Genomic DNA, 23,291 nt, shown 5'->3' with positions numbered 1-23,291 from the left:
GGATGTCGAACTCAGGCTGGACTCTAGCAGCCCCCGCCCGAGCGAGAAGAAGCGGCACCCGCCGCAGCGGGTGCCGCTGTCTGCCCTCCCAGGCAGGTCTTGTTCCACTCCACCACTACCCCTGGAGCAGGCCGCGAAAACCGGTGTGGAGCGTCGCGTGACCCGGATCACGCCCGCCCCTACGATGAGGCGCACCAGGAGGCGACGCCGATGAAGCTGCTCAGCCCGGTCGACAGCATGTTCGTACGCATGGAGACCTCCCGTGCCCCGCTGCACATCGGGTGCGGCGCGATCTTCGAGCTCCCCGAGGGCGCCGGGCCCGACTTCGTCCGCGACCTGCACCAGGCGTTCGCCCAGCTCTCGTGGGTGCCCTTCACCTACGACAGCGTCGTGGATCATGGGCCCGCGAACGCGCTGTCGCGCTGGGTCAAGGTGACGCCGGACCCGTCGTACCACGTGCGGCTCTCGGCCCTGCCCAGCCCGGGGACCGACGCCCAGCTCGGCCAGCTGATCGAGCGGTTGCACTCCCACCCGCTGGACCTCACCAAGCCGTTGTGGGAGGCGCACGTGATCGAGGGCCTCGAGGGCAACCGGTTCGCCTTCTACTTCAAGGCCCACCACGGAGCCACCGACGGCCTCGGCGCGATGCGCACGATCAAGCAGTGGCTGACCACCGACCCGCACGGCAACGTCGCCCCCGGCGGAAAGGAGTCCCCCGAGCGCGCGGCGCTCGCCCGAGCCGACCGCCAGGCGATCAGGCTCGCCCGCTCCATCGTCGGCGGGATCGGCGCCACCGGCGAGATGGCCGGCAAGGTGCTCGAGATGGCCCTGGGCGCCAACAGCGCTGTGCTGGGAGCGCTGCGCACGCCGGGCACACCGTTCAACAAGAAGGTCACCCGCAACCGCCGGATCGCCAAGGCCGAGCTCGACCTGCCACGCCTGCGCACGATCGCCCGGGCGACCGGGACGACGGTGAACGACGTGGTGCTCACCGCGATCAGCGGTGCCGTCCGGCGATACCTCACCGATCTCGACGAGCTGCCGAACCGCACCCTGACCGCCTCGGTGCCCGTGGGCATCGACCGCGACGAGGGGACCATCAACGCGGCGGCGGGCTTCGTCTGCCCGCTGGGAACCGACGTGGCCGACCCCGTGGCGCGCCTGCAGGGGATCAACGCCGTGACCGCGCGCGGCAAGAAGGAGCTGGTCGCCCTCTCCCCCGGCGCCCTCCAGCAGTTCACCCTGGCCGGGCTGCTGCCGATCGCGTTCTCCCAGAAGGTCGTCACGGCACCGCCGCTGTTCAACTTCGTCGTCTCGAACCTCGTGCTCTCGCGCGAGCCGCTCTACCTCGCCGGTGCACGACTGGTCAGCATGGTGCCGGTGTCGTTCCTCTCCGACGGCTACGGCCTCAACGTCACGCTGATCGGGTACGGCGACAAGGTCATCATCGGCTTCGTCGGTTGCCGCGACACGCTGCCGCACCTCCAGCGGCTCGCCATCTACACCGACGAAGCGCTGGACGAGCTCGAGGCGGCAGTCGGCTAGATCGGCCGGAGGACCTTGTTGCCGGCGAACTTGGCGGTCGCCTTCACCTTGCCCTTCGGGACCGCGACCTTCGCCGTCGTGAACGTGCACGTGGTGCCCGTCCGCTTCAGCGGCGCCGTCACGCTCTTGACCTTCTTGCCCACTGCGAGCCGGACGGTGACCGTCCCGCTGCAGGCGACGGCGGCCGTCGTACCGGCGGGCAGGAACAGCCTGCCGGACGCCGCGACCTTCGGCTTCTTGCCCTTCGGCTTGGACGCGGCCACGCTCAGGACGCCCTTGAACCGGTCGACCGTGACCGGTCGCGACGTGGTCGCCTGGGCGTTGACGGCGTCACGCGCGGTCGCCGTGAGCACCTGGACCCCCGTCTCGCGCTCGGTCGGCTTCACCGCGCAGCTGTACGGCGCGGTGGTGTCGACGCATACCGTCCGCGCCCCGAGCCTGAACGTCACCGAGGCGACGCCGAGGTCGTCGGTGGCGGTCGCGGTCACCGTCGTCGCGCGGGTCGGGTCGAGCAGCGCCCCGGCTGCCGGCGAGGTCAGCTTCACCGTCGGCGCGGTGTTGTTGCACCCGTCGGACCGGGTGCCGAGGACGAGCGGACAGGAGTCGGAGGCGTCCGGAACGCCGTCGTTGTCGTCGTCGGGGTCGCAGGCGTTGCCGAGGCCGTCACCGTCGGTGTTCGCCTGGTTCGCGTTCGCGACCGACGGGCAGTTGTCGACGGCGTTGTTCACCCCGTCGTTGTCGAGGTCGAGGTTGTTGACCGGGTCGCAGGCGTTGCCGAGACCGTCGCCGTCCACGTCGGCCTGGCCCGGGTTGGCCGTCGTCGGGCAGTTGTCGACGTCGTTGAACACGCCGTCCCCGTCCACGTCGTCGTTCACGAAGTCGCAGGCGTCGCCCTTGCCGTCCCCGTCCAGGTCCTCCTGCTCGGGGTTCGCGACGGAGGGGCAGTTGTCGTCCTCGGTGAAGACCCCGTCCCGGTCGATGTCGTCGTCAACGTCGTCGCAGGCGTCGCCCTTGCCGTCCCCGTCGACGTCGGACTGCGACGGGTTCTCGACCGCCGGGCAGTTGTCGACATCGGTGAAGACGCCGTCGCGGTCGGGGTCGTCGTCCGTGCCGTCGCAGAGGTCGCCGCGTCCGTCGCCGTCGACGTCGGACTGGTCGGGGTTGACCACCTGGGGGCAGTTGTCGACGTCGTCGCTGATCCCGTCGACGTCGCTGTCCGCACTGCACGAGACCAACCACGTCGGGTCGTGCACGACGGCGAGCGGCACACTCCAGGAGAGCGAGTAGTCGGCCGAGACCGTCACCGGGTAGACGATCTTCTGGGGCACCTGGACCGACAGGGAGACCGGGACGTACCCGGGCTGGCCGAGCTGGTCGGTCTGGACCGCGAGCAGACCGGCTGCCAGGCCATCGGTGCCGGAGACGTCGAAGACCAGGACCTCGCCTGCCTCGAACGCCCCGACCGCCGTGCCGTTGTTGTACTCGCCGTCGACCGATGCGCTGTTCATGCTGGCGCAGCCGGTCGAGACGGCGGACGCGATCGTGGGCCACGCGACCAGGCCGACCGCGGCGAGCGCGAGGACGACGACCACCCTCAACGACGTCCTGCACGACGTGGGCGCTGAGCGCATGGATCCCCCCGGTGGAAGCGCAACGTCCCGAAAGGGACCTTTAGGACATATCTACCGTACGGACAGCAGCGCCGCCGTGGCTAGGGCCAGAGGTCCCGACTTGCTCCCGGGCTCAGTCCACGAGGTCGCGCAGCACCGGCTGCAGGGCCCGGTAGAACGTCGGGTACGCGAAGTGCATCTCGGTGAGCGTGCTGAGCGGGATCTCCGCGTGGATCGCGGTGGCGACCAGCGAGATGACCTCGCCGCCGGTCGAGCCGACGACGCAGCCCCCGACCAGGACGCCGCGCTGCCGGTCCGCCACCAGCTTGACGAGACCTTCCTCCTTGGCCAGCCAACCGCGCGACCCCAGGTCCCCGGTGGCGACCCGGATGTCGATGCCCTGCTTGCGGGCCGCCGCCTCCGACAGCCCGACCGAACCGACCTCGGGGGAGGTGAAGGTCGCCCGCGCGACCGCGCGGTAGTCGGCCCACGGACCGTCCTCGCCGAGCACGTCACGCACGACGACGTCGGCCTGGTACATCGAGACGTGGGTGAACGCGCCCTTGCCGGTGATGTCACCCACCGCCCAGACACCGTCGGCGACCCGCATGCGCTCGTCCGGCTCGAGGACCCGCGCCTCGGGGTCCAGCCCGACGTGCTCGAGGCCGATGCCGGCCAGGTTGTTCCTCCGGCCCGCCGCGACCAGCAGCTGCTCGGAGGTGATCTCGCGGTCGGCCAGGACGACCGTGAACCCGCCGGCGCCGTGCTCGACGCGCTCGATCTTCGCCCCGGCGACGACGTCGATGCCCTGGTCGCCGAACGCCTTCGTCAGCACCTCGGACGCCTCGGGCTCCTCGACCGCAATGATCCGGTCGGCCACGTCCACGACGGTGATCTCGACCCCGAAGGTCGAGAAGACCTGGGCCAGCTCGCAGCCGATCGGGCCGCCGCCGATCACCGTCATCGACCGCGGCAGCTCGGTGACCCTGACGATCTCGCGGTTGGTCCAGAACGGAGTGCCCGCCAGCCCCTCGATCGGGGGCGCGCTCGGCGTCGTCCCGGTGTTGAGCACGATGCCCCGGCGCGCGGCGTACGTCGTGCCGTCCACGGTGACTTCCCGCGGCGCCGTGATCGCTCCACGCCCGCGGACGAAGGTCGCCCCCGCGTCCAGGAGCCGGTCGACGGCCACCTTGTCGTCCCAGTCGTCGGTGGCCTCGTCGCGAATCCGGGCCGCCACCGGTCCCCAGTCCGGAGTGACGTCCGCCCGTCCGGCGAGCTCGGAGACGCGCCGTGCCTCGTGCAGGGTGGTCGCGGCAGCGATCATCATCTTCGACGGGACGCACCCGAAGTAGGGGCACTCGCCACCGACGAGCCGTTCGTCGATCGCGACGACGTCGAGGCCCTTCCCGGCCAGCAGCAGGGCGGCGTGCTCGCCGCCGGGTCCGAGTCCGAGGACGACGACATCGCATTCGTGGCGGGAGGTCATGGCCCCAGCCAACCAGTCGCGCGCAAGTCCGGCCAGTCCCGGGGGCGCCGCGGAGGTTACGGGACGAGCGATCCCTTGTCGCGGGCGACGTTGCCGAGCAGTCCGTTGACGAACGCGGGCGACTCGTCGGTCGACAGGTCGCGCGCCAGGTTCACCGCCTCGCTCACGGCCACGGCGTCGGGGACGTCGTCGACGTAGAGGACCTCGTAGATGCCGAGGCGCAGCACGTTGCGGTCCACCGCGGGGAGGCGGTCGATGGTCCAGCCCTCGGCGTACCGCGAGATGAGCTCGTCCAGACGGGCGCGGTGCTCGTGCACGCCGCGCACCAGGGTCAGGGTGTACTCGTTGGCCGGACCGTCGCCGGCGTCGAGCTGGTCGCTGAGCAGCTGGTCCGCGCTGAGGCCGCGGGCCTCGGCGGCGAAGATCAGGTCGAGGGCCCGCTTGCGGGCCTTGGAGCGTGCGCTCAAGGAGTGATCAGCCCTTGACGCGGCCGAGGTAGGAGCCACCCTCACGGGTGTCGACCTTGATCTTCTCCCCCTGGTTGATGAACAGCGGCACCTGGATCTCGTGACCGGTCTCCAGCGTCGCCGGCTTGGTGCGGCCCGTCGCCGAGTCGCCGGCGAGGCCGGGCTCGGTGAAGCTGATCAGCAGCTCGACGGAGGCGGGCAGCTCGACGAAGAGCACCCGGCCCTCGTTGGTCGCGACGATCGCCTCGCCGTTCTCGAGGAGGTAGTTCTTCGCGTCGCCGATGATCTCCGGGGCGATCTCGAGCTGGTCGTAGGTGTCGGTGTCCATGAAGACGTACGACGTGCCGTCGTTGTAGAGGTACTGCATCGTCCGCTTGTCGACGCTGGCGGTCTCGACCTTGGTGCCGGCGTTGAAGGTCTTGTCGACGTTCTTGCCCGACTCCACGTTGCGCAGCTTGGTCCGGACGAAGGCCGGGCCCTTGCCGGGCTTCACGTGCTGGAACTCGGTGACAGCCCAGAGCTGACCGTCGATGTTGAGAACCATGCCGTTCTTGAGGTCGTTCGTCGTTGCCATGCGCGCAGGAACCTTGTCTGGTCAGGTGTGGTGGGGGCGGCCGTTCGGAGGAGGCCGACGGGTGAGTCTAGCCGTCCCGGCTCGTCGCGACGAACTCCAGCGCCTGCCGGTAGCCGTCGATCCCCTGCCCCGCGATCACCGCGGCGGCGTACGGCGTCACGACCGAGTGGTGCCGGAACTCCTCCGGGCGCGAGGCCGGGTCGGAGATGTGCACCTCGACGAGCGGAGCGACCAGCTGGGCGCAGGCATCGAAGATCGCGTAGGAGTAGTGCGTCCAGGCTGCGGCGTTCAGCACCACCGGCGTCGCCTCGTCGGCAGCGTCGTTGAGCCAGTCGAGCATCTGGCCCTCGTGGTTGGTCTGCCGGACCTCGACGTCCAGGCCGAGGTCCCGCCCCCAGCCGACGCAGAGCTGGGCGAGCTCGGCGTGGGTCGTGGAGCCGTAGATCTCGGGCTGGCGCCGACCCAGGCGTCCCAGGTTGGGACCGTTGAGCACGAGTACCTTCATGGACGCCCCGTCTCGACAGGCTCGACGACCGATCCGGCCAGGTGCTCGTAGGCGGCGCGGAGGTGCTCCTCGCTCGGGCCGGCGAGCACGACCGGTTTCGCGAGCCCGTCGAGCACCACGAACCGGAGCTGGGACCCGCGCGACTTCTTGTCGACCTTCATGGTGGCGTGCAGCGTCTCGAACGCCGTGCCGCTGTAGCGCGTGGGCAGACCCACCAGCTCCAGGACGGTGCCGTGGCGAGCGGCGGTGTCGTCGTCCAGGTGTCCGGCGAGGCGGGCCAGCTCGGAGACGAAGACCATCCCGAGCGCGACGGCCTCGCCGTGCCGGATCTCGTACGCCGTCGCCTTCTCGATCGCGTGCGCCATCGTGTGGCCGTAGTTGAGGACCTCGCGGCCTGGGTGCCCGTCCGCTCCGCCCTGCTCACGCAGGTCGTCGACCACCACGGCGATCTTCACCGCGATCGCGCGCTCGACCAGCTCGCGCAGCTCGGCGGACCCGGGGTCCAGGGCAGCGGCCGGACTGCGGTCGATGATGGCGAGGATCTCGGGGTCGGCGATGAAGCCGCACTTCACCACCTCACCGAGCCCGGCGACCAGTTCGGCCTGCGGGAGCGTGGTCAGGACGTCGAGGTCGCAGACCACGCCGGCCGGTTCGTGGAACGAGCCGACGAGGTTCTTGCCCGCGCCGGTGTTCATGCCGGTCTTGCCGCCCACGGCGGCGTCGACCATGGCGAGCAGCGTGGTCGGCACGTGCACCACGGGGACGCCGCGCAACCAGGTGGCGGCGATGAAGCCGCCCATGTCGGTGGTGGCTCCCCCGCCCACGGTGACGACCGCGTCGGACCGGGTGAACCCGGCGGCCCCGAGCTGCTCCCAGGCGCCGATCGCGACCTGACCGGTCTTGGCGACCTCGCCGTCGGGCAGCACGATCCGGGTGATCTCGTGGTCCCCCAGACCTGCGACGACGCGGTCCGCGAGGTGGGCCAGGGGCTCGGCGTAGCAGACCGCGACCCGCTCGGCTCCCGGCGGGAGCATGCCCGCGACCTCGCCGAGCACGCCGTGACCCACGACCACCTCGTAGGGCGAGGCCCCGCGCACCGGCATACGGGTGATGGGCTCAGTCATGGGAGCCATCCTGCACCAGCGCGAGGACCTGATCAGCGACCGCGGCGGCGTCGAGGCCATCGGTCTCCACGGTGTGCCGGGCGACCGCGAGGTAGATCGGGGTCCGTTCGTCCAGCAGCTGCTTGATCCGACCACGCACGTTGCCGAGCAGCATCGGGCGGGAGACGCCGAGTCCGACCCGGGACGCCGCATCGGCCAGGCCGACCTTGAGGAAGACGACGCAGTGCCCGGCGAGGAGCTCCTGGCTCTGCGGGTCCATCGCTGCGCCGCCGCCGAGGGCAAGGACACCGTCGAACTCGTCCAGCGACTCGGCCACGACGGTGCGCTCGAGGTCGCGGAAGTGCGGCTCACCGTCGTCGACGAAGATCTCCGAGACCGGCTTCCCGGCGCGCTCCTCGATCACCTGGTCGGTGTCGCGGAACGACAGCCCGAGAGCCTCGGCGACGAGCCCGCCGACGGTGGTCTTGCCGGCCCCCATGGAGCCGATCAGGACGACCTTGGGCCCGCAGGAGGAAGCGCTCACACGTACCTCAGGTTCGCGAGGTAGGTCTCCAGGTTGCGCCGGGTCTCCGCGACCGAGTCGCCACCGAACTTCTCCAGCACGGCATCCGCGACGACCAGGGCCACCATCGCCTCGGCGACGATGCCGGCCGCCGGGACGGCGCAGACGTCGGAGCGCTGGTGGTGCGCGACGGCCGCCTCGCCGGTCGCGACGTCGACGGTGCGCAGAGCACGCGGGACGGTGGCGATCGGCTTCATCGCGGCACGGACGCGCAGCACCTCACCGGTGGACATGCCCCCCTCGGTGCCGCCCGACCGACCGGAGGTGCGTCGCAGCTTCCCGGCCTCGGTGACGATCTCGTCGTGGGCCAGCGAACCCGGGGTGGCGGCGAGCTCGAAGCCGTCCCCGACCTCCACGCCCTTGATGGCCTGGATGCCCATCAGCGCGCCCGCGAGCCGCGAGTCGAGGCGTCGGTCCCAGTGCACGTGGGAACCGATCCCCGGCGGCAGGTTGTGCACGACGACCTCGACGACGCCGCCGAGGGTGTCGCCGTCGTCGTGGGCCTGGTCGATGCGGGCCACCATCGCAGCGGACGCCTCGGCGTCCAGGCACCGCACGGGGTCCTCGTCGAGACGGGCCAGGTCGCCGGGGACCGGGATCGACCCCTTCGGAGCGGGCACCCCACCGAGCTCCACGACGTGCGAGAGGATCTCGATCCCGCCCACCTGGGCGAGGAAGTTGCTGGCCACCCGGCCGAGCGCGACCCGGGCCGCGGTCTCGCGCGCCGAGGCCCGCTCGAGGACCGGGCGGGCTTCGGTGAAGTCGTACTTCTGCATGCCCGCGAGGTCGGCGTGGCCGGGACGCGGACGGGTCAGCGCAGCGTTGCGACCGGTCTCCTTGAGCAGGGACGGGTCCACCGGGTCGGCGGACATCACGGTCTCCCACTTCGGCCACTCGGAGTTGCCCACCTGTACCGCGACGGGGCCGCCCTGGGTCACCCCGTGGCGGACGCCGCCGGTGATGGTCACCTCGTCGGCCTCGAACTTCATCCGGGCCCCGCGGCCGTAGCCGAGGCGGCGTCGGGCGAGGGAGTCGGCGAGGTCGGCGCTGGTCACCTCGACATGAGCCGGGAGACCTTCAAGGATTGCGACGAGGGAGGGGCCGTGCGACTCCCCCGCAGTGAGCCATCGGAGCATGCGCGCAGTCTTTCACGAGGGGGCACCCGGTTTTCGGCTGCGGTCCCGCGACGAGATGGGTCCGGAGACCGATCAGTACCCGAGCAGCTGCGCGATCGGGACGCCGAACGCCGCGCCGACCACCGCACCGGCGACCATGTGCGGGCCGTAGGGATTGCGTCGCCGGTCGACGAGCTTGAGCACCAGCAGCAGCGTCGGGCCGAGTCCGCCGAGCAGCGCGGTGGCCATCACACCGACGGCGTACTCGTACCAGCCGAGGTAGCCCAGGACGGTACCCAGCAGGAGCGTGAGCCGGACGTCGCCGTACCCGATACCGCCGAAGAACCAGAAGACGTGGAACAGCGCGCACCAGGCCAGCGCGCCGATCAGGGCACGCTGGGCGTCCGACCAGTCGCCGTCGACGGCCGCGAGACCCACGACGGCTCCGGCGACCACCACCAGGGTGGCGTAGATCAGCACCGTGGGCAGGAACGTGGTCCGGGCGTCGATGTACGCGAGCCACACCAGGCCCGGAGCGGCGAGCCCGGCAACCAGGAGCTCGGGACTCCACCCGAGCCGTACGCCGAGCAGCGCCCCGAGGGCGGCGGAGAACACCGCGCACAGCAGCAGCGTGCGCGGACCTGCCGCGACCTCGGCGTAGGTGACCTTCTCGTAGACCGGCCGGAAGGTCAGCCGGCTCTCCGGCTCCTCCTCGCCCTCGGCGGGCTGCTCCTCGAGCTCGGGCTCGGGCAGCCGGCGCATCACCGCCGGCCCGAGCGCCCCGACGACCAGACCCAGGGCCCCGGCGGTCACCGCCGCGACCAGCTCGTCGGTCACGGCCGGACCCGCGCCGCCAGCGCGCCCTCGCCGGCGGCACGCATCGCCGCGACCGGGGCCGGGAGGTTGGTCATCAGCTCGACCTGCCGGGCGGCCTGGTTGATCAGCAGGTCGAGACCCCCGACGAGGATCCGGCCCGACCTCAGCGCGGCAGCGGCCAGCGGCGTGGGCCACGGGTCGTAGACGACCTCGAAGACGACCGGGCACGGGTCGGCGCTGGCCACCAGGGCGGGAGACTGGGCCGAGGCCGGGATGGTGGAGATCACCAGGTCGACCGCCCCGACCGGGTCGCCCAGCGTCCCCACCTCGATGACCGGGCCGCGCTCGGCGCGGGCGACCGTCTCGACGGTCTGGGTGGCGCGGGACGGGTCGCGGACGAGCAGGCGCGCGTACTCGCAGCCGAGCTCGCCGAGGGCGAGCAGCATCGAGGCCGCCGTCGCCCCTCCCCCGAGCACCACGGCGTTCGTGAACGGACCGGGCACACGTTCCTGCAGCGCCGCGATCGCACCCGGGATGTCGGTGTTGAACCCGCTCATCGCACCATCGGCGAGCACGACGGTGTTCGCCGCGCCCGAGACCTCCGCCCAGAGGTCCATGTCGTCGAGGAACGGCATCACGGTCCGCTTGAGCGGCATCGTCAACGACAAGCCGCGCCAGCTCGCGTCCAAGGTGCGCAGGAAGCGCGGGAGCTCGGGCTCCTCCACGTCGACGGCGCTGTACTGCCAGGGCAGACCGAGCTCGGCGTACGCGGCACGGTGCAGCACCGGGGAGAGCGAGTGCTCGATCGGGGAACCCAGGACGGCACAGTTGCGGACTGCAGGTGTCGCCATCGGCTCAGCAGGCGTCCGAGGTCGAGCAGTACTCGCGCAGCACCTCGCGGTCGGCGAGGTGGCCGTCGTACGTCTCGTTGAACCGGGTCTCTCCGGTCTTCAGGTTGACCACGATCCAGTACAACCACGGGCCCTTGACCGGGTTCAGCGCTGCCTCGATGGTCTTCTCCCCCGGCGACCCGATCGGTCCCGGCGGCAGACCCGCGTGCACGTAGGTGTTGTAGGGCGAGGGGTTGTTGCGCTCGGCGTCGGTCGTGTAGACGGTGCCTGACAGGTTGTTGGCGTAGGCGACCGTCGCGTCGGACTGCAGCAGCATGCCGATCTCGAGGCGGTTGTAGATGGCCTGGGCGATCTTCGGGTAGTCCTCGTCGCGGCTGCCCTCGTACTCCAGGATGCTCGCCACGGTGAGGACCTGCTGCGGGGTGAGTCCCACGGCCTTCGCCTTCGCCTTGATGTCCAGGGACTTCTCGACCTGCTTGGTCTTCTCGACCATCTGCGTCAGCAGACCCTTCGCGGTCATGCCGGGCAGCACGTTGTACGTCGCCGGGAACAGGTAGCCCTCGAGCTTGCCGTTCGCCTCCGGCGGCAGACCGAGCCCGGCGGTGTCCTTGATCGCCGCGTTGACCTGGGCCTTGGTGAAGTCGGTCTTGGCCAGGATCCGCTTGACGATGTCCTTGACCCGGAAACCTTCGGGGATCACCACCGCGGTCTGGATCAGGTTCTTCGGGTTGACCAGGATCTCCAGGGCTGCCGAAGCCTTCATCTGCTTGTTCAGCGCGTAGAAGCCGACCTGGATCGACGTCGAGCGCTCGTCGGCGCGGGCGGCGTCGACGAACGCGTCGACGCTCTTGACGACGTCGGCGGCCTTCAGCGAACGGCCGATCGCTGCCGAGCTGTCGCCCTCGCGCACCTCGATGGTGGCGACGTTCTTGCCGTTCTTGGGCACGACGGTGTTCGTGCTGGAGTAGTCGGGAGCACTGCCGGTCAACGACTTCACCTTGTCGACGACCCAGCTGCCACCGAAGTAGGCGCCCCCGGCGATCAGGGCCAGGACCACCAGGAGCGGGAGGCAGCCGCGGGCACGGCTCCGGCGGGGCTCACCGCGACGCGAACCTGCCCTCGGCAGGCTGGCGGGCTCGTGCTCGGGGCCAGGTCCGATGTCGCTCACAGTGTTCCTTCTCCTTGTACGACCAGCTCGCCGGCCGGCCGGCCCAGCGTGCGCTCGGTGTCGATCGCGCCCTGCAGGATCACCACGGCGGCCGCCTGGTCCACGACGGCTCGCCGCTTCTTGCCCTTCTTGCCGCGGTCGCGCAGCACCGCCTCCGCGGTGACCGTGCTCATCCGCTCGTCGACCAGGCGGAGCGGGAGCGGTGCGACCCGTGCCGCCAGGTCTGCGGCGAATGCTCGAACCTTACCCGCCGCCGGTCCCTCGTTCCCGCTCAGCGAGCGCGGCAGCCCGACGTACACCAGCACGGCGCCGAGCTCCTCGACGAGCGCAGCGATCCGGTCCAGGTCGCCCTCACCGCGGGGCACCGTCTCCACCGGCGTGGCCAGGATCCCGCTGGGGTCGCAGGAGGCGACCCCGATCCGGGCGTCGCCCGGGTCGATCCCCAGGCGGACGCCGCGGGGGTCCAGGTCAGGCATGCGCCAGGGCGGACCGGGCCGCTTCGACGGCCTCGTCGACCTTCGACGCGTCGGCCCCGCCACCCTGGGCGACGTCGGCCTTGCCGCCGCCCTTGCCGCCCAGCACCCCGGCCGCGGCACGAACGAGGTCGTTGGCCGACACGCCGGCCGCCTGTCCGGCCTCGTTGACCGCGGCCACCATCGCAGGCTTGCCGTCGGCGACACCGATGATCAGCACCGCCCCCGGCCGGTCACCCGGCAGACGTCCGCGGACGTCGAGCGCCAGCGTGCGGACGTCACCGCCGCCGGCACCCTGGACGATCTCGCCGACGAAGGAGACGCCACCGACGTCCACGGCTCCGGCGGCGAGCGTGCCGGCACCCGCGAGCAGCTGCGCGAGGCGACCCCTCTCCAGCTCCTTCTCGACCGACTTCAGCCGCTCGACCAGGTCGCCGACGTGGCCGACCAGGTCGTCGGGCTGGGTCTTGAGCAGCGTCGTGAGCTGCGCGACGACGTCGCGCTCCTTCGCCAGGTAGGCGAAGCCCTCGTACCCGGTGAGGGCCTCGATCCGGCGGCTGCCCGACCCGACCGAGGACTCACCGGTGACCACGATGGTGCCGATCTGGGCCGAGTGGTCGACGTGGGTGCCACCGCAGAGCTCGCGCGACCAGGGCCCGCCGATCTCCACGACGCGCACCTTGGTGTCGTCGTAGGTCTCGCCGAAGAGCGCGATCGCACCCCAGTCCTTGGCCTGCTCCAACGTCATGTAGTCCCACCCGACCGCGAGGTCGGCGCGCAGCGCGTTGTTCGCAACTGCCTCGACGTCGCGGTACTGCGCCTCGGTCAGCTTGGAGGTCCAGCCGAAGTCGAGCCGCAGGTAGCCGGGGCGGTTGTAGGAACCGGACTGCAGTGCCGTGGGCCCGAGCACCTCGCGCAGCGCGGCGTGCACGACGTGCGTGCCGGAGTGCGCCTGCCGGGCGCCGATCCGCCAGTCGGGGTCGACCTTCGCGAGCAGCTCTCCCGACGTCCCGGAAACGCTGTACTCACCGTCGATGATCCTCACCTGGTGCACGACCAGGCCCTTGATCGGACGCTGGACGTCGAGGACCTCCAGCACCCCGCCGTCGAACTCGATGGTGCCCGCGTCGGCCGCCTGGCCGCCGGACTCGGCGTAGAACGGGGTCCGGTCCAGGACGAGCTCGCCGATGTCGCCGGCCCCGAGCACCGGCACCGGCGCACCCCCCGAGAGCAGGGCGAGCGGCTTCGACTCGGTCGTCAGCGTCTCGTAGGCCAACCACTCGGTCGGTCCGTTGGCGTCCAGGATCCCGCGGTAGACGCTGGTGTCGGCGTGCTGACCCTTCTTGGCCTTGGCGTCCGCCTTGGCTCGCGACCGCTGCTCGGCCATCAGGGCGCGGAACCCGTCCTCGTCGACGGTCAGGCCGTTCTCGGCCGCCATCTCCAGGGTGAGGTCGATCGGGAAGCCGTAGGTGTCGTGCAGCGCGAAGGCCTTGTCGCCCGGCAGCACGGTCGCCCCGGCAGCCTTGGTCTCGACCGCGGCGTTGTCGAAGATCTGGGTGCCGGAGCGGAGCGTCGTGCGGAACGCGTCCTCCTCGGCGTACGCGACCTGCGCGATCCGGTCCCAGTCGCTGGCGAGCTCGGGGTAGCCGGGCGCCATCTTGTCGCGGCTGACCGGCATCAGCTCCGGCAGCGCGCGGTCCTCGTAGCCGAGCAGCCGCATCGACCGGACGGCGCGACGCAGCAGGCGGCGGAGCACGTAACCGCGGGACTCGTTGCCCGGCGTCACGCCGTCACCGATGAGCATCATCGAGGAGCGGATGTGGTCGGCGACGACCCGGAACCGGACGTCGTCGCCCTCGTTGGCGCCGTACCGGCGACCGGTGAGCGCCTCGGCCCGCTCGATCACCGGGTACATCACGTCGATCTCGTACATGTTCGCCTTCTCCTGCAGGAGGAAGGCGACCCGCTCGAGGCCCATGCCGGTGTCGATGTTCTGCTTAGGCAGCGCGCCGGCGATGTCGAAGTCGACCTTGCTGCGCACCGCGCTGAGCTCGTCCTGCATGAAGACGAGGTTCCAGATCTCCAGGTACCGGTCCTCGGCACCGAAGTCACCGTCGGCACCGTACGCGGGTCCGCGGTCGTAGAGGATCTCCGAGCACGGGCCGCCCGGACCCGGGACACCCATCGACCAGTAGTTCTCGGACTTGCCGAGGCGGGCGATCCGGTCGTCGGGGACGCCGGTGATCTTCTTCCAGAGCTCGACGGCCTCCGGGTCGTCCTCGTACACGCTCGGGTAGAGCCGGGACTCCTCGAGCCCGAAACCGCCGTCGGCGATCGGCTTGGTGATCAGGTCCCAGGCCAGCTCGATGGCACCGGCCTTGAAGTAGTCGCCGAAGGAGAAGTTGCCGCACATCTCGAAGAAGGTGCCGTGCCGGGTGGTCTTGCCGACGTCCTCGATGTCCGGGGTGCGCACGCACTTCTGCACGCTCACCGCGCGGCTGTACGGCGGCGTCTCCTGGCCGAGGAAGTACGGCTTGAACGGCACCATGCCCGCGTTGACGAACAACAGGTTCGGGTCGTCGACCAGCAGCGGCGCGGAGGGCACCGCCGTGTGACCGGCGGCTTCGAAGTGTTCGACGAAGCGACGGCGGATGTCGGCGGTGTGCATCAGTGCGTGCCTTCCAGAGCAGGTCGATCAGGTTCGGGAGTTGTCTCGAGGACGAGAGGGCCGTCCAGAGGGGCGTCCAGCGCGCGGTGCTCGTCGGTGAGGGCGAAGCGCTCGCGGAGCTCGGCCTCGCGGTCGGTCATCCCGGCGCGCACCTCCTCGGCGAACAGCTGGGCGCCGACCTGGAGTCCCTCGAGGCGGTCGCGCAGACCGTCCGGCGTGAACACCTCGGCGGCCCGACGGGCCTTGACCATCACGTAGACGCCGGCGCCGGCTCCTGCCACGAACCAGAAACCGCGCCTCATGCCAGCGACTCCTGCGACCGGTCATCGGCCCGGAGGTCGCGCTGGTACTGCTTGACCAGCTGCTTGCGGCGCTTGCGGGCCGCCCGCACCTCCCGCCGCATCTCGAACCAGATCCGGTTGCGGTTCTCCGGGGACAGGGCCCGCCGTACGCCGTGGCTGAAGGCGGCCACCTTGACCAGCGGCGTGCCCACGGTGGCGCTCAGCACGAGCCGGTCCGGCACCACGACCGGGTCCTCGACGGGCACCGCGACGTCGGCGCCGGGGCGACCTGCGTCGGTGATCAGGTAGGTCAGACTCTCGGTCGGGACGGCCGCCGGGTGGTCGGGCAGCTGGACCGAGAGCTCCTCGAGCCGGGTGCGCAGGTCGTCGCTCTCGCGCAGGGCCGCGTCCAGCATCGCCTCGAGGTCCGCGCGGGACCGGTTGCGTCGGCGCAGGACGGCCAGGAGCCCCACCGCGAGCAGGGCCACGACGGCTCCACCCAGGGCGGCGAGGATCGCTCCCAGCAATGCACTGTCCATGGCAGATGACCCTACCTGCCGCGGATGATCCGCCGAATTCGCTCCCACCGCTCCCGGACGGCCGCTTCTGCCCCGAGGTTCGTCGGTCGGTAGTACTCCGCGTCGAGGACCACCTCCGGGGCGTACTGCTGCTCCGCGATGCCGAACGGCTCGTCGTGGGCGTACTTGTAGCCGGCGCCGTGACCGAGCGCCTTCGACCCCGGGTAGTGCGCGTCGCGCAGGTGCGCCGGCACCGCTCCGATCTTGCCCGCCCGTACGTCGGCGATGGCGGCGTCCACGGCCACGATCACGGCGTTGGACTTCGGCGCCACGCACAGCTCGATGACCGCCTGCGCCAGGTTGATCCGCGCCTCCGGCATGCCGATGAGCTGGACGGCCTGGGCCGCGGCCACCGCGGTGGTCAGGGCGGCCGGGTGCGCGAGACCGATGTCCTCGCTGGCCGAGACCACCAGGCGCCGCGCGATGAACCGGGGGTCCTCCCCCGCCTCGAACATCCGCGCCAGGTAGTGCAGCGCGGCATCGGCGTCCGATCCGCGGATCGACTTGATGAACGCGCTGATCACGTCGTAGTGCTGGTCGCCGTCGCGGTCGTAGCGCACCGCGGCCCGGTCGACCGCGGTCTCGGCGGTCGCCAGGTCGACCTCGTCGAGGCCCTGGGCGATCGCCGCACCCGCCGCCGCCTCCAGGTACGTCAGGGAGCGGCGCGCGTCGCCGCCGGCGAGCCGGACCAGGTGATCGGCCGCCTCCTCGGTGAGCCCGACCGCTCCCGCGAGCCCGCGTTCGTCGCTGAGCGCCGCGGTGATGACGCCCCGGACGTCCTCGTCGGTCAGAGGTTCCAGGGTCAGCAGCAGCGAGCGGGACAGCAGCGGCGAGATCACCGAGAAGTGCGGGTTCTCGGTGGTCGCCGCGATGAGCGTCACCCACCGGTTCTCCACCCCGGGGAGCAGCGCGTCCTGCTGGGCCTTGGTGAAGCGGTGCACCTCGTCGACGAACAGCACGGTCTCCTGTCCGGTCGCCACCAGGCGTGCCCGGGCACCGTCGATGGCCGCCCGGACCTCCTTGACCCCTGCGGCCACGGCCGAGACCTCGACGAAGACCCGGTTGGTCTGGCCGGAGACGATCGCCGCGATCGTCGTCTTGCCGGTACCCGGCGGCCCCCAGAGCAGCAGCGCCATCGACTGGTCGCCCTCGATGAGCCGGCGCAGCGGGGAGCCGGCCGCGAGCAGGTGCTGCTGTCCGACCAGCTCGTCGAGGTCACGCGGACGCATCCGGACAGCGAGCGGCGCCGACGCGTGGTCGTTGCCTGCGAGCGTCCCGCCACCCGGCCCGGCCGGCGCAGGAGCGGTCGCCTCGAAGAGTCCCTCGTCCACGGGTTCAGCCTAGGAGGTGGGACGGACAGGTCACCGGGGGCCGGTGGTCTGCCCGGTCTGCAGGTCCAGCCAGGTCGCCTCGAATCCGGGGCTGTGCACGCCGGGCGTCGAGGGGTCCGGCGTGGTGCTCTGCGCGATCGGCGTCGCCGGGTGCGCGCCGAGCTCGCCCGCGAAGTGGCAGGCGACCTTGTGCCGCGGGCCGATCTGCAGCAGCGGCGGCTCGACCTGGGCGCAGACCTCCTGCGCGAACGGGCACCGGGTGCGGAAACGGCACCCCGACGGCGGGTTGATCGGGCTCGGGACGTCGCCGGTCAACCGGATCCGCTCGCGACGGCCACCCACCGACGCCTGCTTCACGTCCGGCACGGCGGAAAGCAGTGCCTGGGTGTAGGGGTGGTGCGAGTGGTTGTAGAGCGTGTCCCGGTCGGCGATCTCGACGATCTTGCCGAGGTACATCACCGCCACCTCGGGGCAGAAGTGGCGCACGATCGCGAGGTCGTGGGCGATGAAGAGGAAGCCGATGCCGAATTCCTTCTGGACGTCCTGGAGCAGGTTGATCACCTGCGCCTGGATCGAGACGTCGAGGGCGGAGACCGGCTCGTCGGCGACGAGCAGCTTGGGCTGCAGCGTCAGGGCGCGGGCGATGCCGATGCGCTGGCGCTGGCCGCCGGAGAACTCGTGCGGGTACCGGTTGTAGTGCTCCGGGTTGAGACCGACGATCTCGAGCAGCTCCTGGACCCGGGGAAGCACCTTGTCCTTCGGCACGACCTTGTGGATCCGCAGCGGAGCACCGACGATCGCACCGACCGTGTGCCGCGGGTTCAGCGAGGTGGCCGGGTCCTGGAAGATCATCTGGATCTCGCGCCGGATCGGCATCAGCTGCCGGGGCGTCATCTTCGAGATGTCGGTGCCCTCGAAGTTGATGCTGCCGCCGGTCGGCCTGTAGAGCCGCGTGATCAGCCGCCCTGTCGTCGACTTGCCGCAGCCGGACTCGCCCACCAGACCGAGCGACCCGCCCTGGGGCACCTGGAACGACACCCCGTCGACCGCCTGGACGTGCCCGACCGTACGACGCACCAGGCCGCTCGAGCGGACCGGGAAGTACATCTGCAGGTCCTCGACCGTCAGCACCGGCGGTGCGTCGACGTCGAGGACCGAAGCGGCGTGCGCTGTCACGTGGGAGGACTCCGTCTCGCTCATGCGTGCCCCTCGACCTGGTCGGGAGCGATCTCGGGCAGGACCTCGGCCGCGTACACGGCGCTCGGGTCGCTGAGGTGGCAGCGCTTGGTGTGGGTGCCCCCGGAGGCGGCGGGCGTCAGCGCCGGAAGGACCGTGGTGCACAGGTCGCCCGGGACCTGGTCGCGGAAGTCGCACCGCGGGTTGAACGGGCAGCCGGACGGCGGGTTGAGCAGGCTCGGCGGGTTGCCGCGGATCGGGATCAGCTTGGCACCGGTGTCACCGACCACGTCGGGCACGCTCGAGAGCAGACCCCAGGTGTACGGCATCTCCGGGCTGACCAGCACCTCGCGGGTGGGGCCGTACTCGACGGCCCTGCCGCCGTACATCACGAGGACGTCGTCAGCCATCTCGGCGACGACGCCGAGATCGTGGGTGATGATGATGATCGCGGAGTTGAACTCGCGCTGCAGGTCCTGGAGCAGGTCCAGGATCTGCGCCTGGACGGTCACGTCGAGGGCCGTGGTCGGCTCGTCGGCGATCAGCAGGCCCGGGTCGTTCATCAGGCTCATCGCGATCATGGCCCGCTGGCGCATGCCGCCGGAGAACTGGTGCGGGTAGTCGTCGACGCGACGGTCGGGCTGCGGGATGCCCACGCGTCCCAGCATCTCGATCGTGCGCTGGCGAGCAGCCTTCTTGCTCACGTCGTTGTGCACCAGGTACGCCTCGGCGATCTGGTTGCCGACCGTGTAGTACGGGTGCATCGCGGAGAGCGGGTCCTGGAAGATCATCGCCACGTCGCGACCCCGGCGACGACGCATCTGCTCGTCGTCGAGAGCCAGCAGGTCGGCGCCGTCGAGGAGGATCTCGCCGGAGACCCGGGCGGTCGTGCCGCGGTGCAGACCGAGGATGGCCGAGCTGGAGACCGACTTGCCGGAGCCGGACTCCCCCACGATGCCGAGCGTCTTGCCGCGCTCGAGCTCGAAGGACAGGCCGTCGGTGGCCTTGACGATGCCGTCCGCCGTCGGGAAGTGCACGACGAGGTCGCGCACCGACAGGAACGGTGCGCCGGTCTGGGCCGGCGGTGGTGTCTGGAGCGTTTCCGTCATGGTTTCCGAGTCCCCTCAGCCGACCCGCACGCGCGGGTCGATGACCGCGTAGAGCAGGTCGACGATGATGTTCGCGACGATCACGAAGGCGGCCAGCAGCAGGACCAGCCCGACCAGCGTCGGTAGGTCGTAGTCGCGGTTGGCCGCGACGGCGAGCTTGCCGAGGCCGGGGTAGTTGAAGACCGACTCGGTGATGATCGCGCCGCCGAGCAGGCCGGCGAAGTCGAGGCCGGCCATGGTGACCAGCGGTGTCAGCGCCGCGCGCAGCGCGTGCTTGAACGTGATGGTGCGCTGCGGCAGGCCCTTCGCCTTCGCGGTGCGCACGTAGTCCTCGGAGAAGGCCTCGAGGACGAAGGCCCGGGTCATCCGGACGTAGCCGGCCATGAAGAACACGGCCAGCGTGATCGCGGGCAGGATGAGGCTGGACGCCCAGCCGCCGATGCCGCCCTCGGCGATCGGCGTGTACCGAGGCACCTCGACCAGCTTCCACTGGACCGCGACGAATTTGTAGAGCAGCAGACCGATGAAGAACGTCGGGAACGCGTACAGGACAAGGGATATACCCACCAACCCCCGGTCGATGATCGACCCCGCTCTGAGAGCGGCTATCACCCCGAGCAGCACGCCGCCGATGATCCAGAACAGGAAGGCGAAGATCGCAATCGAGACCGAGACCGGCAGTGTCTGCTTGATCAGGTCGGTCACGTTGGAGGTGCGCTCGCGGGAGTAGCCCAGGCACGGGGCGTCGCAGTGCGCGATGGTCTGGGGTGCCGTCTTCTTCAGCTCCGGGTCGTCCGGGAAGTCCCGGCCGGTGAAGATGCCCTTGGAGAACTTGGTCCACTGCTGGAAGAAGTTGTCGTCGTACCCGAGCGCCGCCGCCGTCTGCTTCTGCTGGGCGCGCGAGCAGTTCTTGCCGCACGCGAACTTCGCCGGGTCGATCGGCGAGGCGAAGAACAGCGCGAAGGTGATCAGGCTCATCACGATGAGCAGGATGACCCCGGAGACGAGGCGTCTGACGACGTAGGCAAACACAGATGGACCCCTGAGAAAGTACGGGTGGGACTTGCTCTCGGCACCGACGGCCGGGACCGCGAGACGCGGCCCCGACCGTCGGGTGCTACCGAGGTGTTACTTCTCCACTCCGATCAGGGCGAGGTCGGCGTAGCCGTTCACCGAGACGTTGTTGGAGTAGCCGGTGACCTTGCCGCCGTGCAGGAAGTTGAACAGCGTGATCTCCAGCGGGATGTAGGCAACGTCCTCACCGAGCTTGGCGTCGAGCTCGGCCCACTTCGTGGCAGCCGCGTCGAGGTCCGTCTCGGCGTAGGCGGCGTCGATCATCGCGTCGACCTCCGGACCGCCCTTGTAGTTGCCGTAGTCGTTGCCGTTGGAGTCGCCGGTCAGGTTGATCCGGCTGTCCATCAGCGGCGGGATGACCGTACCGATGGACGGCCAGTCAGCACCCCAACCACCCCACGTGACGTCGAAGTCCGCTTCGGGCTTCTGGATGACGTCGTAGTAGGTGTCCTCGAGCGGGTCCAGCTCCGTCTTGAAGCCGGCCTTGTCCCACGACTCCTTCAGGGCAGCAGCCTGCTTGTCGGACGTCGGCGTTCCACCGGAGTAGGTGAACTTGATCTTCACCGGCTTCGGGGCGGGGCAGTCGGCTAGAGCGGCCTGGGCCTTCGCCGTGTCACCTGCGTCGGGGATGTCCGCGAACGCCGCGTTCTTCTTGTAGCCGGGCACGCCCGGGTTCACGATCGAGTACGCGGGCTTGAAGGCCTTCTCGCCACCACCGGCCTGGATCCAGGCGGCCTTGTCGGTAGCGAACTTGAGTGCCTCGCGGCAGGCCTTGTTCTTGAAGACGTCCGAGTTGAAGTTCGGCAGGACGTAGTCGACGTACGGCGACTCGACCTTCGTGTAGCGGTCACCCGCCTCCGGGATGCGGCCGTAGAACGTCGGCGGGATGCGACGCTCGGTCACGCCGTACTGGGCGTCACCGTCGTCGGCGAACATCTGCTCGTAGATCGCCTCGTCGGCGTCACCCTCGCGGAAGTCCCACTGGTCCGGCAGAGCCTTGCGGATCGTGTCGGTCTTCTCGTCCCAGTTCTCGTTGCGCACGAACTTGGCGCCGGTGCCCTCGGTCCACTTGCCGTCCAGCTTGTACGGACCGTTGGAGATGATCACGAAGTTGTTCGCGTCACCCTTGTCCAGGTCGGCACGGTACGGGTCCATGTAGCGGAGCGAAGCCATCGACTGCGGGAAGTCCGGCCACGGCTTCTTCATGTTGTACGTGATCGTGTTCCCGTCGCAGGTCACGGCCTTGTCGAACAGGTCCTGACCGGTCTTCTTGTACGGGCCCTTGTACTCGGGCAGCCCGTCCTTGCCGGTCGGGATGTCGAGGTAGGTGAACAGGTAGTTGGCCGGTCCACCGATGATCACGTCGGTCGCGAAGTTGCGGCTGGCGCCGTACTTGAAGTCCTCGCAGGTGATCGGCTTGCCGTCCTCCCACTTGACGTCGTCACGCACGGTGAACTTCCAGACCTTGCCCTCCTGCTCCGACGTACCCGTGTCGGTCGCGAGGTCGGGAACCGGAGTGGTTCCCTCCACCGGGTCGTTGGACGCGGGGAACGCGACCAGGCTCCGGTAGAAGAGTCGTCCCGAGTTGTTCAGGTCGCGACCGATGTACATGCGCTGGGGGTCCCAGTGCTCGGTGTTGCGGGGGCCGTTGTAGAAGATCGCGGTACCGCCCTTGGTACCTTCGGCCTTCGAACCTCCGCCATCCCCGTCATCCCCGCTCCCGCACGCAACCAGCGTGGCTGCGGCAAGGGCAGCGACAGCAACCGCGGCGAGCGGTTTCCTGGTGATCGCCATCCATTCTCTCCTATCGGTTTGGCGCCGGTGACCCGGCGTCGGCAGCACTTCGCCTTTCTGGCGGCGGAGTACTGAGTCTTTTCTAACGGTGTGCTTTCGGATCAAGGGCGTCTCGGGCACCGTCGCCGACGAGGTTGAACACGACGACGGTGAGCGCCAGGACGATGCCCGGCATGAAGAAGAAGATCGGGACCGCGCTGGTGTAGTTCACCGAGTCGGCCAGGATGTTGCCGAGGGTGGGCGTGGGCGGCTTGATGCCGACCCCGAGGAAGCTGAACGCCGCCTCGGCGGAGATGTACGCCGGCACCAGCAGGGTGGTGTAGACGAGGATCGGTGCCCACAGGTTCGGCAGCACCTCGCGGAAGTACAGCCGCGAGCGGGACGCACCGATGAGCTTGGCGGCCTCGATGAACTCGCGCTCGCGGATGGAGAGCACCTGGCCGCGCACGACGCGGGCCACCGGCGGCCAGCCGAAGACCGCCAGGATGATGATCACGTAGAGGCCCGAGGCCCGGTCCGGGTCCGAGAGCAGGCCGAGCCCTGGCCACTCCGAGACCTTGGTGCGCAGCAGCAGCACCGCGGGCGAGGAGAGCGCGAGCAGCATCATCGTCTGCGGGAACGACAGCGTGAGGTCGATGAAGCGGCCCACCGTGTTGTCGACGATGCCGCCGGAGAACCCGGAGATGATGCCCATCACGACGCCGATCACGACGGTGATCAGGGTGGCCGTCAGCGCGATGCCCAGCGACCACGTCAGCGCGAGCATCAGCCGGGCGAGCATGTCCCGGCCGGTGCCGGGCTCGACGCCGAGCCAGTGACTGCCGTCGATGCCGCCGAGCTTGCCGAGCGGCACGACACCCGTCGGACTGGAGCAGCTTCTGGTGGAACGTGTACGGGTCGATGACGTCCATCTTGACCAGGATCGGGGCCATCACCGCGCACAGCACGATGAACGCGGAGATCCCGAACGAGACCATCGACAGC

General features: G+C 70.1%; 22 protein-coding genes. 1 reads left to right on the top strand and 21 read right to left on the bottom strand.

Annotated features, from left to right (window positions below):
* Positions 1-210 precede the first annotated feature (210 nt).
* The gene (locus ABIE44_RS18300) at positions 211-1,545 is read left to right on the top strand and encodes a WS/DGAT/MGAT family O-acyltransferase (RefSeq protein WP_209714289.1); all 1,335 of its coding nucleotides are present in this window, start codon (positions 211-213) and stop codon (positions 1,543-1,545) included.
* Here ABIE44_RS18300 and ABIE44_RS18295 read toward each other — a convergent pair.
* The 21 genes from ABIE44_RS18295 to ABIE44_RS18195 form a co-directional block, all read right to left on the bottom strand.
* The gene (locus tag ABIE44_RS18295; RefSeq protein WP_354438286.1) at positions 1,542-3,176 is read right to left on the bottom strand and encodes a thrombospondin type 3 repeat-containing protein; all 1,635 of its coding nucleotides are present in this window, start codon (positions 3,174-3,176) and stop codon (positions 1,542-1,544) included. The two genes, ABIE44_RS18300 and ABIE44_RS18295, sit on opposite strands and share 4 nt — an antisense overlap.
* Positions 3,177-3,288: 112 nt before the next feature.
* Positions 3,289-4,641: a dihydrolipoyl dehydrogenase family protein gene (locus ABIE44_RS18290; protein ID WP_209714291.1), complete on the bottom strand. Its 1,353-nt coding sequence runs from the start codon at positions 4,639-4,641 to the stop codon at positions 3,289-3,291.
* 56 nt (positions 4,642-4,697) lie between these two features.
* Positions 4,698-5,108: a transcription antitermination factor NusB gene (gene nusB, locus ABIE44_RS18285; protein ID WP_209714293.1), complete on the bottom strand. Its 411-nt coding sequence runs from the start codon at positions 5,106-5,108 to the stop codon at positions 4,698-4,700.
* 7 nt (positions 5,109-5,115) lie between these two features.
* Positions 5,116-5,682 carry an elongation factor P gene (gene efp, locus ABIE44_RS18280; protein WP_209714295.1) on the bottom strand — a complete coding sequence of 189 codons (567 nt, stop codon included), beginning with the start codon at positions 5,680-5,682 and terminating at the stop codon, positions 5,116-5,118.
* Positions 5,683-5,749: 67 nt separating this feature from the next.
* A complete protein-coding gene (locus ABIE44_RS18275) occupies positions 5,750-6,187 on the bottom strand; it encodes a type II 3-dehydroquinate dehydratase (RefSeq protein ID WP_209714296.1) in 438 nt (145 codons plus the stop codon).
* Complete coding sequence (aroB, locus tag ABIE44_RS18270; protein ID WP_209714298.1) at positions 6,184-7,311, bottom strand: 3-dehydroquinate synthase; 1,128 nt, start codon at positions 7,309-7,311, stop codon at positions 6,184-6,186. The genes ABIE44_RS18275 and aroB overlap by 4 nt, the downstream gene beginning before the upstream one ends.
* Positions 7,304-7,834 (bottom strand): shikimate kinase, encoded by a 531-nt coding sequence (locus ABIE44_RS18265; RefSeq protein ID WP_354438283.1) that lies wholly within the window; start codon positions 7,832-7,834, stop codon positions 7,304-7,306. The genes aroB and ABIE44_RS18265 overlap by 8 nt, the downstream gene beginning before the upstream one ends.
* Positions 7,831-9,009: a chorismate synthase gene (aroC, locus tag ABIE44_RS18260; RefSeq protein ID WP_209714300.1), complete on the bottom strand. Its 1,179-nt coding sequence runs from the start codon at positions 9,007-9,009 to the stop codon at positions 7,831-7,833. Before aroC ends, ABIE44_RS18265 begins: the two co-directional genes overlap by 4 nt.
* 72 nt (positions 9,010-9,081) lie before the next feature.
* Positions 9,082-9,825, bottom strand: coding sequence for a prepilin peptidase (locus ABIE44_RS18255; protein ID WP_209714301.1), 744 nt, complete (start codon positions 9,823-9,825; stop codon positions 9,082-9,084).
* Complete coding sequence (locus tag ABIE44_RS18250; RefSeq protein ID WP_209714303.1) at positions 9,822-10,655, bottom strand: shikimate dehydrogenase; 834 nt, start codon at positions 10,653-10,655, stop codon at positions 9,822-9,824. The genes ABIE44_RS18255 and ABIE44_RS18250 overlap by 4 nt, the downstream gene beginning before the upstream one ends.
* Positions 10,656-10,659: 4 nt before the next feature.
* Positions 10,660-11,823 (bottom strand): endolytic transglycosylase MltG, encoded by a 1,164-nt coding sequence (mltG, locus tag ABIE44_RS18245; protein WP_209714305.1) that lies wholly within the window; start codon positions 11,821-11,823, stop codon positions 10,660-10,662.
* Positions 11,820-12,299, bottom strand: a complete 480-nt coding sequence (gene ruvX / locus ABIE44_RS18240; RefSeq protein ID WP_209714306.1) for a Holliday junction resolvase RuvX — start codon at positions 12,297-12,299, stop codon at positions 11,820-11,822. Before ruvX ends, mltG begins: the two co-directional genes overlap by 4 nt.
* Positions 12,292-14,964 carry an alanine--tRNA ligase gene (gene alaS / locus ABIE44_RS18235; protein WP_209714308.1) on the bottom strand — a complete coding sequence of 891 codons (2,673 nt, stop codon included), beginning with the start codon at positions 14,962-14,964 and terminating at the stop codon, positions 12,292-12,294. Before alaS ends, ruvX begins: the two co-directional genes overlap by 8 nt.
* Positions 14,964-15,266, bottom strand: a complete 303-nt coding sequence (locus tag ABIE44_RS18230; RefSeq protein ID WP_209714310.1) for a DUF6167 family protein — start codon at positions 15,264-15,266, stop codon at positions 14,964-14,966. The genes alaS and ABIE44_RS18230 overlap by 1 nt, the downstream gene beginning before the upstream one ends.
* Positions 15,263-15,784, bottom strand: a complete 522-nt coding sequence (locus ABIE44_RS18225; protein WP_209714311.1) for a hypothetical protein — start codon at positions 15,782-15,784, stop codon at positions 15,263-15,265. The genes ABIE44_RS18230 and ABIE44_RS18225 overlap by 4 nt, the downstream gene beginning before the upstream one ends.
* An 11-nt stretch (positions 15,785-15,795) precedes the next feature.
* Positions 15,796-17,154 carry a replication-associated recombination protein A gene (locus tag ABIE44_RS18220; protein ID WP_209714313.1) on the bottom strand — a complete coding sequence of 453 codons (1,359 nt, stop codon included), beginning with the start codon at positions 17,152-17,154 and terminating at the stop codon, positions 15,796-15,798.
* 30 nt (positions 17,155-17,184) lie between these two features.
* Entirely contained in the window at positions 17,185-18,354 is a 1,170-nt protein-coding gene (locus ABIE44_RS18215) for an ABC transporter ATP-binding protein (RefSeq protein WP_209714315.1), read from the bottom strand.
* Positions 18,351-19,439, bottom strand: coding sequence for an ABC transporter ATP-binding protein (locus ABIE44_RS18210; RefSeq protein WP_209714317.1), 1,089 nt, complete (start codon positions 19,437-19,439; stop codon positions 18,351-18,353). The genes ABIE44_RS18215 and ABIE44_RS18210 overlap by 4 nt, the downstream gene beginning before the upstream one ends.
* Before the next feature lie 15 nt (positions 19,440-19,454).
* Positions 19,455-20,471, bottom strand: a complete 1,017-nt coding sequence (locus tag ABIE44_RS18205; RefSeq protein WP_209714319.1) for an ABC transporter permease — start codon at positions 20,469-20,471, stop codon at positions 19,455-19,457.
* Positions 20,472-20,567: 96 nt separating this feature from the next.
* A complete protein-coding gene (locus tag ABIE44_RS18200) occupies positions 20,568-22,307 on the bottom strand; it encodes an ABC transporter substrate-binding protein (protein WP_209714321.1) in 1,740 nt (579 codons plus the stop codon).
* An 82-nt stretch (positions 22,308-22,389) separates the two neighbouring features.
* Positions 22,390-23,160, bottom strand: coding sequence for an ABC transporter permease (locus ABIE44_RS18195; RefSeq protein WP_354438279.1), 771 nt, complete (start codon positions 23,158-23,160; stop codon positions 22,390-22,392).
* Between the last annotated feature and the right edge of the window lie 131 nt (positions 23,161-23,291).

Origin of the sequence: Marmoricola sp. OAE513, assembly GCF_040546585.1 — a bacterium.
GTDB lineage: Bacteria > Actinomycetota > Actinomycetes > Propionibacteriales > Nocardioidaceae > Marmoricola.
Note: the sequence above shows the minus strand (reverse complement) of the source record. Positions and strands in the feature narration are given on the sequence as shown.